The following is a 15,479-nucleotide window of genomic DNA, read 5'->3' on the forward strand; positions in this document are numbered from 1 at the left end:
GCTCATCGGCCGGCGCATCACATGACCGCGGCTGCACCGGCCGAGGCGATCCGCGCGTATCGTCGTGGGCGAGCCCGGCAAGGCCGCCGATGGGGCAAGCGAGAGGCGCCGTGGCAGTCCGGCGCGCAACCCGCGCGCGACCTATTTGGCCGCCTGCGCCGCCGGCGTGAAACTGCACTTCGGATCGTCCTTGCCGCGCGCCGAACAGCATTCGAGCAGGTCGCTCACCGACTTCGCGTTCGCCGCATTCCATTCATACAGGCTCTTGTTGTTGTCGATCGGCATCCAATGCGTCATCGGATACCGGCTCGCACGCGCGTTGCTTCCCTTCGGCGGCGGCAGCAAACCGGCCGCGAGCGGCACGTAGATCTTGCAGCTGTTCTGATCGCCGATCCGGTGACAGCCGATGCAGGTATTGCCCGGCGTGCTGATCGCGTGCGACGTCCACGACGCGAAGTCGGCGCCGAGATTCACGTACTTGCCCCACGGATCGGTCGGCACCTTGCTCCAGACCTGGCCGATCCACGGGCTGTACATGACCGGGCTCGCGTCATGACACGACACGCAGCGCTTCGTCGCGGTCGCGGCCGGCTTCCACCAGAACTCCGCCGCGGACGGATGGCCGGGCGGCGGCGTCGTCTCGTTCGGCGGCGGCACGCGCGCCGCGTTCATGCCGGCTGTGCCGCCCTGCTCCGCATGAAACCAGCAGGTCTTGCCGTTGCCCGCATGATGCAGCACGATGTCGACTTCGTCGTAATACGGGCTCCGATTCGCGCGGATCTGCTTGCGGCGGCAAAACGCCGAGATCTGCGTGTCGCCATGCGACAGGTCGAGGATCTTCGAATACGGTGTGCACTGTCCGGACGTCGGCGCGTCATAGGGCAATAGCGCCGGGCGATCGCACGTCATGTGTGCTGCGTAGCGCACGGGCACGCGGCCGTTGACGGTGATCGGCACATCGGTGCCGTCATTGCAGTCGAACGCGGGAATCTCGCCGATCTCGTCGGTGCACCGCTGCGCATACTCGTGCAGCGACGTATCGCCGTTTGCCGCCGCGAGCGCAACCGGCACGACCGGCGCGGCCAGCATCGTCGCCAGCACGACGACGCAGGTTCTCATCGTCATGCCGCCCCCTTCGTGTAGCGTATCGCCACCTTGCGAATGGCCTCGATGTACTTCACGTAACCGGTGCAACGACAGATGTTGCCGCCCACCCATGTTTCGATCATCGCGTCCAGATCGCGCTCGTGCACCGGCTGCGCGCGCAGATGATCGAGCATCGCGGTCGCGGCCATCAGGAAACCCGACACGCAGTAGCCGCACTGGAACGCGAACGACTCGAGAAAACTCTGCTGCAGCGGCGACAGCGCGCCACCCTGCGCGAGCCCCTCGATCGTGTACACGTGCATGTCCGCCATCGCGCTGACCGGGGTCGAGCACGACAGCGTCTTTTCCATCGGCGCATCGGGCGCATTGCGCACGCCGACCGTGCACGCGCGGCACACGCCGATGCCGCAGCACAGCTTGGTGCCCGTCAGGTCCTGCCGCTCGTGCAGGAAGTCGATGAGGTTCATGTCCGCGTCGGCCGCGTCCGCTTCGACGGGCTTGCCGTTGATGATCATCCGGACCGGATTGCTCATTGCAGTGCCTCCCGAATCTTCTCCGGCGTCACGGGCGTCACCCGGAACCGCCGCCCCGTCGCCATCGCGAGCGCATTGAGCAGCGCCGGCGCGATCGGACACATCACCGCTTCCGCGATGCCGCGTGCATTCGCGGGATCGCCGCCGGGCGGCGGTAAGGCGATCAGCTCCTGCACGGGGATGTCCGGCAGCCGCGTGACCTCGTAGCGATCCAGATTCCATCGGCCGCCGCCCGGCCCGTCCGGCCCCAGCGGACACGTTTCGGTCAACACGTTGCCGATACCCATCGCGACCGCGCCCTGTGACTGCCCTTCGACGAGCTCCGGCGACAACTGCCGGCCGACGCTCACTGCCGTCACCACGCGTTCGACCTTCACGCGCCCGGTCGCCGAATCGACGGACACCGCGACGAGCGTCGCCGACGGCGCATAGGTCGTGCGCCCGTAAAGTGTCGTATTGATCGGCGGCGGCTGCAGCACGCGCTTCAACGGCGTCAGGTGATACGGATCGAGGCCGACCGCCACGTAGTCGTAGTCGATCTGCGCACTGCCGGACGCGAACGGATAGGTTCCCTTCCAGAAATACCCGGCATAACTCGCATGCACGGCCGCGGTCGTCTGCAGGCCGAGCTTCCTGATCGTGCCGAGCAGCGTCGCCCACGAAATCGGTGTGAGGCCGTTCGCGGCGAGTGCGCGATCGGTCCAGTGCACGTCCTCCGCACGCACGGGTACGCCCCACCATGCGCGCGCGGCCGGCAGCACGCTCTGCAGAAACAGCACCTGCGCGGCGCCCTTGACCGCGTGGTACTGATGAAATGCGCCGAGACAGGCGCTCGACGAGCCGTACGTGTAGCACACGTACTTGCTGTCGTCAGGCGGATTGCTCGAACGCTGCAACCCGAGCGAGTTGAACGGTCCGATCTCGCTCATCGCAATCGTTTGCGCGTTTTGCCCGAGAAACTCGGCCGGCGCGAGACCGAGCGTCGTGGCCGCGCCGTTGCCCATGTCGGTGTACGGCGTGACCACTCGCAGGTTGCCGTCGGGCAGGATCTGCACCATGCCGAACATGCCGTCGCCGGAGGTGCCGTACGCTTCGTTCGCCATCGCGAGGCCGACACCGTAGCGGAGGCTGCGCGCGCTGCGCTCGGCACGAATCTGCTCACGCTCGAGCCATAACGGATGACGTTCGAGCCGGTCGAGCAGCGCGTCCAGCTGCAGGTCGAACAGGATCGGCGCGCCCGTGATCGCGCGGCCCTTGCCGAGAGCGGGCGCCTTGCCGAGCAGATTGGCGCGCCGGATCTCGAACGGCGACATCCCTAGCCGGCGTGCAGCCTCGTCCATCAGCGTCTCGATCGCCATGAACGCCTGCGGCCCGCCGAAGCCGCGCTGCGAGCCGCCGAAGACTTCCCGCGTGTAGGTCGACGCGGCCTGCGCGCGTGCCCGCGGAATCTCGTAGCAGCTCATCGCGCTCAACGCGGCAAGCTGCGCGACGTACGGCGACAGGTTCTTCTTCCCGCCGCCGTTCATCAGGAAATCGCAGGTGATCGCTTCGAGCTTGCCGCGGCGGTCGAACCACAGCGATTCGGAGAACTGCGTCTCGCAGCGTTTCAGGCCAACCTGGAATTGCTCGTAGCGTGACTGCTGCCAACGCAGCGCGCCCTTCGCGAACGGCGCCGCAAGGGCCAGATACAGCGGGAAATAGGACTTGTCGCGTCCGCCGAAACCACCGCCCGGGTAGCACGCGATGACCTGGGCCTCCTTGACCGGGACGTTGCTGCCGTCGAACAGCGCACACGCACCGATCGCATCGTCGTTCGCCGACTGCGTGCCGAGAACGAGGCTCATCTTCGAGGCGGACGCGTCGTACCATGCGAGTCCCGCTTCGGGCTCCATGAACATCGGATCCATCGCCGGCGTCTCGAACCCGTCGTCGCCCGTCGCCCGAATGCCGATCCACGTGCCGGCGGCCGCGTGGTGGGCAATCGTCGCATCGATGTTGGCGACCGCCGCCTCGCGTTCCTCCAGATACTTCGCGGTCGGCTTGCCGGTGCTGTCGGCCTCGTAGTTGTCGACGTAGTTGAACCGCCGTGCGTCGTCGCGCACGTAGACGGTCACGGGCGAATACGGCACGACCGGTGCGGCCTGGCCGGTGCCGACCGGCGCGCCGTAGCGGATCACGCCGCGATTGAAATCGAGCAGCTTCCTCGCGCGACGATAGATATCGAAGTTCTCGAAGATCAACAGCGCGGCCGGTTGGCCGTAGCAGTCCGCCGGATGACCCACCCGCGCGAGCCAGTAGATGTCCTGGTTCGCGATCGGGTCGGGCCGCGGTGCAAGATTGATCTTGCGCGCGCTCAGCAACGCGTTGTCGACAATGGCGATCGGCTGCAGTTCGTGCGGCAGCACGCCGAGATCGTAGCCCTGGTACACCGCGTCGACCCGGTCGCAGCGCAGCGCATAAAGCCAGTTTTCCTGCTGCGGCCAGCCGACGAAGTCGCGGGACTTGAAGTCGCGCGCGTAGATCTTCTGGCCCATTACCTTCGGCACGCCATCGATGCGCCAGCGCGCCTTTCCGGGCACCGGTGCCCAGCTCGGGCCGTCCGCATCGGCCTGCGTCTCGCCCGCGGCGAGTACGAGTGCCGGTAAATGCGTAACCGAAACGGCGACAACGGCGCCGCTGCCGGCGAGCTTCAGAAACGTCCGGCGTGTCACTGGCACACGGATGGCCATGCTGCGTCCCTCGTTCGAATTGTTATGTCGGTCGTCGAGTGCGCGACGTGCGTCGCCACGCCGGCCGCGAGCGGCCCGATACGCGTGTGCGTCGGTGCACAGGATGTCGGTGAGAAAGCGGTGTTCCGGGCGCGGTTGCGCGCGCCGGCTGTTAGTAATCGGGAGGGAGACGACGCGCGCCGTAGCCCGGCGGCATCGCGGGTTCGGTCCACGCGGGTGGGCGCCTGCTCGATGAAGCGTCAGGCGGCGTGCATCGCGCTGCGTGTTCGTTCATGATTCCCCCGGCCCCGATCGTGCTTGACTGGCCTGTTGCCCGTATCGTCGGGCAGCCGCTTCAATTTCAGGCGTTGTGTTCGTTCTTTCCGCGACGCGGGGCGATCGTCCCGTTCGCAGCGTCATTCAAGCCTGATTTTGAATAATCGTAGAAATTCGAATCGACGATTTCAAGGAGATTTTCGGGCACGATGACGCGCACATCGGCAGCGGCATCCGTCGATACGTGCCGCGTCATCGGCTGACGCATGCCACCGCTGGCGGCCCGAGGGCGCTGCGGCCGGGCGGCGACTGCCTGCGCCGGCCGGCAATTCGGTAAACAATCGCTCGCGTTATCGACACGGATGGATTCAGCCGTGCAGATCGGACCTGTCGGATCGGCTTTCAGTCCGGTCGGCGCGCCGCCGCGACTGCGTTCGAGGTTAGTCGTAGGGGGCCACCCGCGCGGGCAGTGGACTACGGCTGTCTCCATGGTCGACCATGGGTCCGGGTTGCGTTGACGCCGCTATGATCGACCTGTCTCGCGGCGCCGCCCGGGGGGAGAAGGAGCCTCCCATGAAGACGGTGACCGTGCCGGCCGGCAATACCCGGTCGGCACGTACATCCGGTTCGCGCGGCAGTCCCGCGCCGCTGCTTACTGCCCGATACTGGTGAAGGTCGGCAGCAGCACGCGATACACATGAATCATCGCCGGCCCGAGCAATACGCACATCAGCGCCGGGAAGATGCAGAAGATCAGCGGGAACAGCAGCTTCAGCGCGATCTTCGCGGCGCGCTCCTCGGCGCGCATCCGCCGCCGCGTGCGCAGCATGTCGGACAACACGCGCAGCGATTCGGCGATGCTGGTGCCGAAGCGATCGGCCTGGATCAGCATCGCGCAGAACGATTCGATATCCTCGACGCCGGTCCGCAGTGCCAGATTGCGCAGCGCGGTTTCCTTCGTGAACCCGGAACGCATCTCGAGCAGCAGCAAGTCGAGTTCACCCGCGACCACTTCGCTGCGAAAGCGCAGTTCCTCGCTCACCCGCATCAGCGCCGCGTCGAGCCCGAGCCCTGCTTCGACGCAGACGGTCATCAAGTCGAGCGCATCCGGAAAGTCCTCGAAAATCACTCGCTGACGCGTCGCGATCCGCCGCCTGAGGATCACGTTCGGCACGTAGTAGCCGATCCCGGCGAGCGCGACGAGGATGAACGACAGCAGCATGCGTTGATCCGCGAGCCGGGTCGTGGCGAGCGCCAGCAGCGCGGCGCCCGGCAGCGCCAACGCGAGTACCGTCTTCGCCGCGAAGTAAAGCGCGCCCGCGTTCGGATCGCGCCAGCCGGCGTTCATCAGCCGGATCCGCAGCGGTGAATTCTCCCAGCCCTCCTGCGGCACCGACAGCCGGGAAATCGGTTGCGACAGCTCGACGAGCTTCGCGACCCAGCGCGACGGCTGCCCGCCGCCGTCGCCGGCGCCGGCGCCGGCGCCGGCGCCGATGCCCACACTTGCTCCGCTCGCCTGCTGGATCCGGCGCTCCATGTTGCGCGGCGCAAACAGCAGCATCGCGACCAGCACGCCGCCGGCGACGAAGATGAACAAGCCGGCCAGCATCACGGTATGTACTACGCTCAGGTTTTGCATGACAGCCTCGAATCGGTTCGTGAAGCCTGAGACACGCGTCAGACGCGAATCCGGATGATGCGTCGGATCCACAGCATGCCGAATGCCATCGACCCCAGCATCACTCCGACCATCTTGATGCCGGCCGGATCCTGCCAGAGCACCGACAGAAACTCCCGGTTCAACACCGCCATCATGCCCGCCGTGCCGAATGGCAGCAGCCCGAGGATCCAGGCCGACAGCCGCCCTTCCGCCGACAGCACGCGGACCTTGTCGAACAGCTTGAAGCGCTCGCGAACCAGCGATGCGATGCTGTCGAGCAGCTCGGCCAGGTTGCCACCGGTCTCGCGCTGGATCAGCACCGCGATCACGAAGTAGCGCAGGTCATGGGCAGGCACGCGTGTCGCGAGGTTCACCAGCGCATCGTGCAGCGATACGCCGTAATTGATCTCGTCGAACGTGATCCGGAATTCACCGCCCATCGGATCGGGAAACTCCTCGCCGACCATCCCGAGCGCGCTCGTAAAGGAGTGGCCGGAGCGCAGCGCGCGCGCGATCATGTCGCAGACATCCGGCAGTTGGCGCTCGAGCTTGAGCATCCGCCGGTTGCGATGCCGCATCACGTACATTGCCGGCATGCACGCGGTCAGCAGCGCAATCGGCAACATGGCGATCAGGGGCAACGGAGTGAACAGCAGGACGAGCATCACCGTCACCGGCAATGCCGCGCTGTACACGACGAGCTTCGCCACCGTCCAGTCGAGCCCCGATTGCTGCAGCAGCAAATCCACCGACTGCACGCGCGGCATACGCAGCAACAGCCGGTCGAACGGTTTCGATTCGTCGAGCATCCGCTTCTTGAGAATCGACAGTCGCTCCTGCTGCACGCTGCCGCCGGCCGACATCGCGCGCAGGCGCGACTCGATCCGGCGTGCCGCGGCACCGTGGCGTGAGTTCCACCATTGATAGACACCTTCGATCGCGAGCACCACCGCGACGAAGGTGAGAATCACAAAACCATAGAATATCGAGTCCATGAGACCTCCCCGGAATCAGACGACGGCGCGTCGTCACTTCGTCTCGTAACGCTGCGCCGGGTCGTAGAGTGAATCCGGCAGGTTGATGCCGAACGACTGCAGCCGCTCGGCGAACTTCGGCCGCACGCCGGTCGCGCAGAAGTGTCCGCGCACCGTCCCGTCGCGATCCATGCCGGTGCGCTTGAACGTGAAGATCTCCTGCATGTTGATGATGTCGCCTTCCATCCCGGTCAGCTCCTGGATGCTGACGATCTTGCGCTTGCCGTCGGTAAGCCGCGTCGCCTGGACCACCACCGAAATCGCCGACGCGATCTGCTGGCGCATCGTCTTCGGCGGCAGCGTCAGGCCGCCGACGCTGATCATGTTCTCGAGCCGCGTGAGCGCGTCGCGCGGCGTGTTTGCGTGGATCGTCGCGAGCGAGCCTTCGTGGCCGGTGTTCATCGCATTGAGCATGTCGAGCGCTTCCGCGCCGCGCACTTCGCCGAGAATGATCCGGTCCGGCCGCATCCGCAGCGCGTTGCGCACGAGCGTGCGCTGCGTGATCTCGCCCTTGCCCTCGATGTTCGGCGGCCGCGTTTCCAGCCGCAGCACGTGCGGCTGCTGCAGTTGCAGCTCCGCTGCGTCCTCGATCGTCACGATCCGCTCCGATCGCGGGATGAAGCCCGACAGGATGTTGAGCAGCGTCGTCTTGCCGCTGCCGGTCCCCCCCGACACGAGCACGTTCACTTTCGCCTTGGCCAGCGCATCGAGCAGCTCCGCCATCGGCGGCGTGAGGCTCTGGTAGCTCACGAGGTCGTCCATCTTCAGCGGGTTGACCGCGAAACGTCGGATCGACATCAGCGGCCCGTCGATCGCCGACGGTGGAATGATCGCGTTCACGCGCGAGCCGTCCGGCAAACGCGCATCGACCATCGGGGTCGATTCGTCGATGCGCCGCCCGACCCGCGACACGATCTTCTCGATCACCTTCATCAGGTGCGCGTCGTCGTAGAACGTCACGTCGGTCAGCTCGAGCTGGCCGGCGCGCTCGACATAGACCTGCCGGTACGTGTTCACGAGGATGTCGGAGATGCCGGGGTCGCGCAGCAGCGCCTCCAGCGGGCCGAAACCGAACATCTCGTCGTACACGTCGATCGCGAGCTGGCGCCGCTCGATGTCGTTCGCGGGCATGCGCTCCTCGTCGAGGATGCGCGAGATCAGCGCCGAGATTTCCTGCCGCACCTGTTCCTGCGGCAGGCGTGACAGACGCTCCAGCTCGACCCGTTCAAGAACCGCCGCGTGAATTTCACGGCGTAGCCTCTGGTACGCGTCGCGTACCGACGAATGCGTCGCACCCGCCGGATCGGTGCTCGTCGCCTGGGGCTGCGTCCGGTACAAGGACATCTGTTCGCGCAATGACATGATAGTTTCCCCGAAAGATTCACATGGACTTGAGCTTCGGCGTGGCCTTGCGGCCGAACAGCCGGGACATCAACGGTTCGCTGCTGGACGCGTCGTGCCTGGTGCGCACGTCCCCTTCGACGATCTGCTTCGCACAGGCCTGTAACGCACGCGTAACCGCTGCGCTGCGTGCGACGCGCGAGACCGGATGCCCGAGGTCGAGCGCCTCGCGCACGGTATCGGCGTCGTCGGGTATCGTGCTGCTCGCATGCAGGCCGAGCACTTCCTCGAGCGCGGTGCGGGACCGTTCGCTCGCGCGTGTCATCCGGTTCACCACCAGCCGCATCTGGTCGGTCGGGTAGCCGAGCGACACGAGAATCTCGAGCAGCCGGCGGCCCGCGCGCACGTGCGGCATCGCGGGCTGCAGCACGAGCTGGATCTGGTCGCTGCGATCCAGCGCGATCATCGACAGCGGATTGATGCTCACGCCGATGTCGAAGATCACGAAGTCGTAGCGCGGCGCCGCGACGCCGAGGATCCATTCGAGCGCATCCTCGCGCATCTCCGCGGCCTTGACCGGGTCGCCCGCGCCGGCCAGCACGTGGAAGGTCGGCGTCACGTGCGCGACGCTCGCGTCGAGAAACGCGCCGTCGAGTCGCTCGATCTGCGCGCACAGCTGCGGCAGCGTCGACGGCGGCGTCTCGTCGCTGACGAGGAACGCGGCATCCGCGAACTGCTGGTTCAGATCGACCAGGAGCACGCGGCGCTTATATCCTTCAGCGATCTCGTACGCGACGTTGCTCGCGGCGAAGCTCGTGCCCGCGCCGCCCTTGCACGACATGAACGACACGAAGCGCGTATCTTCGGCGTCGCGTCGCGTGCTTTGCGCGGCGGCACGCTCGAGCGCACGGGCCAGCGCCGTGGGGTCGATCGGCCACTGCAGCACGTCGCGCGCGCCGGCGCGCATCGCGTCCAGCAGCACGTTCGGCGCCGCGTCGGCCGTCACCAGGATGCAGGTCAGGCTCGGGTGCAGCCGGCAGATGCGCTCGAGCGCCGACAGCTCGGTCGCATCGGTCGTCGCGCCGTCGATCAGCAGGATGTCGAATGAATCGAGTCCGTCCGTTCGATTCTCGATCTGCGACGATCGTCCATGCGCGCGTGTCACGCGATAGTGTCCGCTGTCGGTGACCAGGCGCGCGATCTGCGTGAGCCGGGCGGTATCGTCGGCAGCTACGAGGATATTGATCATGGCTGTGCCTCGTCGGTTCGATTATTGACAGGCGGTGCCGCCCGTGGATGAATTCAGGCTTTCACGCGACAGCGTCGTGGTGAACGGCGGCATCGTGATCGAGACGCTCGCGAGCGGAATCATCGTCTTGACGGTGAAGTTGGTCATGCTGACGGTCACGAACGAGCAGGAGCTCACGTCGCAGCCCGACGGCGTGTAGCTCACCGACACGTTCGCACTCGACACCATCGGCATCAGCGACTTCACGCGCTTCACGACGCCGGCGGCGTTCACGTCGCAGACGATCGCCGTGCGTGCGCCGAGCCGGATGGCCTCGGCCGCCGTGTTCCAGTAAAACAGCACGCGCCCGAATTCGAAGACGCCGATCAGCAGCATCATCAGGATCGATGCGATCAGCGCGAATTCGACGATCGTCGCGCCGCGTTGTGCGCGACGGCGCGACGGCAGACAGGAGCGCGGGTTCATGACACTTGCCTCATCACGGTGACGATGTTGCCGAAGGTGATCGACGACAGCCCCGGGTAGGCCGGAATCGGCTGGTACTTATAGCCCTTCACCTTCACCTCGACGACGTTGATGCTGCCGGTCGCCGTGCCGCTTGCCGCGTTGTTGGTCGCGTCATAGGTCGGCAGGTTCGCGAACTGCGGTGGATCGGATGCGTCGGCGCAATCGCTCGAATGCGCGGCGTCGCACACGATCACCATCGATGTCGTGAGCCCCGGCACCAGCTCGGTGCCGGCAGACCCGCAGGTCGTGTTGCCGTAGACGACCAGGCACTGCGCCGCCGCGAGCGGATACGCGCTGTCGGCCGGCAGATAGACCGACAGGTAGCGCGCCGCGTCGCGCGTCGCCTTGGTGAGGGTCTCGTACTGATAGATCGCGCGGCCGAACTCGGCCACACCGGTCGCGAGCACGATCATCGGCATCAGCACGAGCGCGAACTCGACCGCGGCGACACCGCGCATGCGCGACCGGCGAATCGGGAGCCTTTTCATGATCGCGTCTCCTCTATTGAACGAGCATCGGCACCTTGAGGCCGATCGAGCTGCCGTTGCCCGGCAAACCGTGCGTCGCGCAAGGCGTGCTGCCGGACGACGCCGAGCCGAGGTATTCGAGATGCGCGACCACCCCGCCGGCGCCCGGGCTGAACGGCAGCGGATCCAGCATCAGCACGCAGTCCCACTGCGTGACGGTCAGCTGGTTGCTTGCGCCCTGCAGCGTCGAGCAGTCGCCCTCGGGGGCGAGCGCGACCCGGCGGTCGCCACCGAACGTCTGATAGTTGCTTGCCGTGGCGGTCCCTTTGGTCGCGATGCCGCTGCCGGCGGGCGGCGCGCCGTCGCCCTGGTAGGACTTGAAGCTCGCACGATCGAGCACGAACTGCTTGTACGCGTCGCCGACGATACCCGCGGTTCCCGGCGGCCCGTATTTGGGGCCGACGTATGCGTAGCCTGTGAAGTCCGGCTGGCCGCTCGAGCCGTTGGCGCCGTTCGTATAGATGCCGAAGCGGGTATTCCACGCGCGCAGCGACGCGGACTTCAGGCCCGTCGAACCGAGGGTGGGCGGCGACTTGATGTTGCAGGTATTGCCAGACAGTTCGCTGGCGATCGTCGTTTCGTTGGTCGAACCGTCGAGCGCGGCCCAGCCGAAGTTGCCGGGCCCGTACGTCGACGACGAGCCGGAAGGCGACGAGATCCAGTCACCGACCTTGTACGGCGCGGCGGCCGCCGCGCGGCACACGAACACCGGTATCGCACAGGTGGTCTGCCCGGCGCCCACCGTCGCGATCGCGCTGGCCGAGACCTGCGCCGCGTTCGCGACCTGCACACCGGGAATCGTGTTGAGCACCTCGATGAACCAGTGCGCGATGTTGGTCAGCTGCGCCGTGCACTTCACGTACTTGATGTTCGCCGGCGTGGCGACCGCCGTCTTCGTCAGAAACGGATTGGTCAGCGAATCGCTGAACGTGACGTTCGAATCCGTCTGCATCTGCACCGCGTTCTGCTGAAAGAAGGCGAAATTCGAGTGGCCGGCGGCGATGCCGTCCGCTTCCGCGACCTGCAGGCTGATGGCCGACGTGAGGTCGCGCGCAGCGGACAGCGCGCATGAGTCGGCGCTGTTCTGAAGTTCGCTGCGCGTGACGTACAGCTTGCCGAGGTCCAGCGCGAGACCGACGAATCCGATCATCACCGCCAGTGCGAGACCGACTATGATCGCGACGGCGCCTTGCTGGCGATGCAACCCTCGACGCGTGAGTTTCGGATGACGAGCTGCGCTGGACATGGCGTTCTCCCTGAGCGTGCCTGTGTTATTGGCCCGACGACTTGCCGATCCCGATCACGAATGCATTGGCTTTCGGCTCGGGCTGCCTGAACGACTTGTCGTAGTTGTCGAGCGCGGCCGCGGCGGCGCTGCCGTCGACCCCCGGGCGCGAGGCCGCGTGTTCGGCGGCATGCGGATCGATGATCTGGGCTTGCGTGACGGCGCGGACCGAGTCGCCGAAGCGACTGTCCCACACCGGCGTCGACGACATGCAGCCGGCAAGCGCGAACGCGAGCGGGACGGCGAGCGCCGCACGGCGCACGAATACGAGGTAGGCGGATTTCATGAGCTTCCCCTTGGATGGCTTCAACGATCGGTGGACGCGGGTTCCGCATTCGCCCGCGCGATCTGCGCGTGGGCGGCGGCCGGCAGACTGTTCTTCGAATGCGGCGCGGGTTTGGCCGGCGTGTCGGAGCCAGCCGCCGCGAGACGCGCGGCAGCGGCTTCGATGCGCGCGATCCGTGCCGCGCTGGCCGCATCGGCCTGCGGTTGCGGTTTCGGCTGCGACTGCGCGGCATGCGCCGGCTCGGCGTTCACCGCTCCTGCCGCGGCGGCCGCTGCAGCCGCCGGCTTCTCAGGCTGCGCCGGCACCGGTGCCGGTGTGTCGGCGGGCTGCGGCGCACGCGGAGCGGGCAGCGCGGCGGCCGGTGCGGCCGGTGCAGCCGATTGCGGCGCGGGAGCAGGTGCCGGCGTCTGCGGTGCATCCATCGCGCCGTTCGCCGGTTGCGCGCCCGCCTTGCGGACACCCTTGCGCCCTTCCATGTTGCCGGTCGCATACACGTCGGCTTCGTTGGGCTTCGAGAAGCTGTCGGTCGGCAGCGGCAGGTCGGCGGTCTGCAGCGGCCTCACCAGGTGCGGCGTGATCACGAAGATCAGCTCGGTGCGGTCCTGCTGGAACGACGTGCTGCGGAACAGCGCGCCGAGCACCGGCACCTCGCCGACGCCGGGAATCGCCTTCAGCGCGCCGCTCGCGTTGTCCTTGATCAGCCCGCCGATCGCGAACGATTCGCCGTCGGCCATCTGGACCGTCGTCGACGCGCGCCGGGTGGTGATCAGCGGCAGGATCGACGTGCCGCCGATGTTGGTCGCGCTCAGCGTCACGCCCGTCTGCGACAACTCCGACACTTCCGGCGCGACCCTCAGGTTGATCCGGCCGTTCGCGAGCACCGTCGGCGTGAACTTCAGCGCGACGCCGAACTCCTCTTCCTGCAGGGTAATCGACGACGTGCCGGTGCCGCTGCTCTGCGGTACCGGGATGAAGATCTTGCCGCCGGCGAGGAACGTCGCCTCCTGGCCGCTGATCGTCACGAGGTTCGGCTCCGCGAGGATCTTGACGAGGTTGTCGGTGTTCTGCGCATCGGCCGCGATGCTGAACGGCTTGTTGTTCGCCTTGTTGAAGATCGCACCGCTCGCAACGCCCGCGAGCAGGTTGCTGACGAGCGCGCCGCTCCACGAGCCGAACCCGCCCTGGATGTTGAACGCGCTGCCCAACTGGTTGATCAGCGTCTTCGACACTTCGGCAACCTTCACTTCGAGCATCACCTGCTGCGGCGACGTCACGTTCAGCATGTTCAGCACGCCACCACCCTTGCCAGTGCCGCCCCCCTCGCCGGTGCTCTCGCTGTAGGCCCGTGCGATCTGCACGGCCTGTTGCGCGGCCTGCGAGCTCGACACGGTGCCCGCCAGCACGATCGTGCCGGCTGCGTTCGATACGTGGATGGCGTGCTCGTCCGGCATCAGCTGCGCCAGCGATGCCTGCAGGCCGCCGGCGTCCGCGCCGACCGCAACGTCGATCACGCGGCACGCGCCGCTCCTGCCCTGCACGATCATGTTGGTGGTGCCGACCGACATCCCGAGGATGTAGAGCGTCTGCGGCGACACCATCGTTGCCTGCGCGACGGCCGGGTTGCCGATGGTCCGGTTGCGGACCGGCTCCGGCATCGGCACCAGCAGCGACTTGCCGAGCGGCACGCTGACGCTGGTCGACTCGCGCACGGCGCCCACGCAGTTCGGTCCGCGCAGCGGGCCCGCCGATGCGGCAGCCGCGGCGGCAGGCGCCGGCGCCATGCTGATCGTCATCTGCATCGGCCCCTTGGCGACGGCAGCCGGCGCGCTCGCGCCGCCCTTCATCAGCGCAGCCGATTCCGCGCCTTCCTGGGCCAGCGCGCTGTACACCGTCAGCCACCCCGTACACAGGATCGCGGCCATCATCGTGCCCCGTGCGATACGCGTGCGCACCGGGCCGGTACCTGAATATTGCGGATTGATCTTCATTTCGTCTGATCCCCCGAGTGACCGGCGAGCGGCCGGTTGTCGACTTCCAAGGCCGCCGTGCCCTGACGGCGGCCGATCTGGTTAATCTGTTTATCTGGATGTGTGTTCTACGGTTTCAAAAGCATTCGACGCTGCCCCGTACCCCGGTCAGCACGCCTACACAATCGTGCCGTGCGTCCGGTGCCGCGTGCGACGCAACGTGCACGCGCACGGTCCGTACGCGTTCGTGTACCGGTGCGGGCGTCGCGTCGGGTACCGGAGCCTTGCCGAGCAGCGTCAGCTTGGTCGCGCCATCGGTCGTCAGCGTCTTCTGGTCGACCTGGTTGCGCAGCACGAGCGACAGCGTGCCGACGCTGCGCGCGAGGTCGAGGCGTTCGGCCTGATCGGGCGTGACTTCGAGCGTCACCGCGTTGACGACCTTCGGTGCGGTATCGTCGCGGCTGACCTGCTGCGCGACGGCCAGCACCAGGATGTGCTCGAGCACGATCTTGGAGATGCTCTGCCCGTCGGTCTTGCCCTGCTGTTCCTGCGTGTTGACGATCACGTCGACGTAGTTGCCCGGCAGCGCGAAGCCCGCGACGCCCACCACGTCGTTCACCCGCACCGTGATCGCACGGCTGCCGTCGGCGATCACGGCGGACAGCCCGCCCTTCGTGCCGACCGGCGCGAGTTTCGACTCGATCACCGGTTCGCCGCGTGCGAGGCTCGTACGCACGACGCGCCCTTCGAGTTCCTTCGTGTCGGTGAACGCGCCGGTCGGCACGCTGCCCGACGGCCAGCTCACCATGCGGATCTGGTTCGGCCCGAGCGGCTCGCCCAGGTTCAGGTCGGTGGTCGCCACCGCGACCGACGTGACCGAGCTGCTGGATGTATTCATCAACCAGCGGGACGCGAACACGACCGCGGCAAGGCCCGCGACCATCGCGACGATCAGCATCATGAGCGCTCGACTGTTTTTCATGGCAATGCTCCTCAACG

14 protein-coding genes are annotated in these 15,479 nt (G+C 66.8%); all 14 read right to left on the reverse strand.

Translation table 11 applies throughout. The annotated features are described in order from the left end of the window. Window positions 1-141 precede the first annotated feature (141 nt). The 14 genes from ACT2FV_RS14605 to cpaB all read right to left on the reverse strand — a co-directional run bounded on the left by ACT2FV_RS14605 (window position 142) and on the right by cpaB (window position 15,462). Window positions 142-1,125 (reverse strand): hypothetical protein, encoded by a 984-nt coding sequence (locus tag ACT2FV_RS14605; RefSeq protein WP_444504175.1) that lies wholly within the window; start codon window positions 1,123-1,125, stop codon window positions 142-144. Beyond that, entirely contained in the window at window positions 1,122-1,640 is a 519-nt protein-coding gene (locus ACT2FV_RS14610) for a (2Fe-2S)-binding protein (RefSeq protein WP_059599660.1), read from the reverse strand. Before ACT2FV_RS14610 ends, ACT2FV_RS14605 begins: the two co-directional genes overlap by 4 nt. Beyond that, window positions 1,637-4,369, reverse strand: a complete 2,733-nt coding sequence (locus ACT2FV_RS14615; protein WP_444504176.1) for a xanthine dehydrogenase family protein molybdopterin-binding subunit — start codon at window positions 4,367-4,369, stop codon at window positions 1,637-1,639. Before ACT2FV_RS14615 ends, ACT2FV_RS14610 begins: the two co-directional genes overlap by 4 nt. 340 nt (window positions 4,370-4,709) lie before the next feature. Next, on the reverse strand, window positions 4,710-5,114 hold the full coding sequence (locus ACT2FV_RS14620) for a hypothetical protein (protein WP_444504177.1): 405 nt from the start codon (window positions 5,112-5,114) through the stop codon (window positions 4,710-4,712). Between the two features lie 162 nt (window positions 5,115-5,276). After that, window positions 5,277-6,263 (reverse strand): type II secretion system F family protein, encoded by a 987-nt coding sequence (locus ACT2FV_RS14625; protein WP_444504178.1) that lies wholly within the window; start codon window positions 6,261-6,263, stop codon window positions 5,277-5,279. 38 nt (window positions 6,264-6,301) lie between these two features. Then, complete coding sequence (locus tag ACT2FV_RS14630; RefSeq protein WP_444504179.1) at window positions 6,302-7,279, reverse strand: type II secretion system F family protein; 978 nt, start codon at window positions 7,277-7,279, stop codon at window positions 6,302-6,304. Between the two features lie 33 nt (window positions 7,280-7,312). Beyond that, window positions 7,313-8,680: a CpaF family protein gene (locus ACT2FV_RS14635; protein WP_151047698.1), complete on the reverse strand. Its 1,368-nt coding sequence runs from the start codon at window positions 8,678-8,680 to the stop codon at window positions 7,313-7,315. Window positions 8,681-8,699: 19 nt separating this feature from the next. Then, window positions 8,700-9,908: an AAA family ATPase gene (locus ACT2FV_RS14640; protein WP_151047696.1), complete on the reverse strand. Its 1,209-nt coding sequence runs from the start codon at window positions 9,906-9,908 to the stop codon at window positions 8,700-8,702. Window positions 9,909-9,929: 21 nt separating this feature from the next. Beyond that, the gene (locus ACT2FV_RS14645) at window positions 9,930-10,373 is read right to left on the reverse strand and encodes a TadE/TadG family type IV pilus assembly protein (RefSeq protein ID WP_059599667.1); all 444 of its coding nucleotides are present in this window, start codon (window positions 10,371-10,373) and stop codon (window positions 9,930-9,932) included. Beyond that, window positions 10,370-10,903 (reverse strand): TadE/TadG family type IV pilus assembly protein, encoded by a 534-nt coding sequence (locus tag ACT2FV_RS14650; RefSeq protein WP_124627436.1) that lies wholly within the window; start codon window positions 10,901-10,903, stop codon window positions 10,370-10,372. The genes ACT2FV_RS14645 and ACT2FV_RS14650 overlap by 4 nt, the downstream gene beginning before the upstream one ends. Before the next feature lie 13 nt (window positions 10,904-10,916). Next, window positions 10,917-12,188: a pilus assembly protein TadG-related protein gene (locus ACT2FV_RS14655; protein ID WP_444504180.1), complete on the reverse strand. Its 1,272-nt coding sequence runs from the start codon at window positions 12,186-12,188 to the stop codon at window positions 10,917-10,919. A 25-nt stretch (window positions 12,189-12,213) separates the two neighbouring features. Next, on the reverse strand, window positions 12,214-12,513 hold the full coding sequence (locus ACT2FV_RS14660; RefSeq protein ID WP_059599670.1) for a hypothetical protein: 300 nt from the start codon (window positions 12,511-12,513) through the stop codon (window positions 12,214-12,216). Between the two features lie 20 nt (window positions 12,514-12,533). Continuing rightward, window positions 12,534-14,501 carry a type II and III secretion system protein family protein gene (locus ACT2FV_RS14665; RefSeq protein WP_444504181.1) on the reverse strand — a complete coding sequence of 656 codons (1,968 nt, stop codon included), beginning with the start codon at window positions 14,499-14,501 and terminating at the stop codon, window positions 12,534-12,536. Window positions 14,502-14,616: 115 nt separating this feature from the next. After that, window positions 14,617-15,462: a Flp pilus assembly protein CpaB gene (gene cpaB, locus ACT2FV_RS14670; protein WP_124901871.1), complete on the reverse strand. Its 846-nt coding sequence runs from the start codon at window positions 15,460-15,462 to the stop codon at window positions 14,617-14,619. Window positions 15,463-15,479: the final 17 nt, after the last annotated feature.

The sequence above is a fragment of the Burkholderia sp. PR2 genome (assembly GCF_052372875.1).
GTDB lineage: Bacteria > Pseudomonadota > Gammaproteobacteria > Burkholderiales > Burkholderiaceae > Burkholderia > Burkholderia diffusa.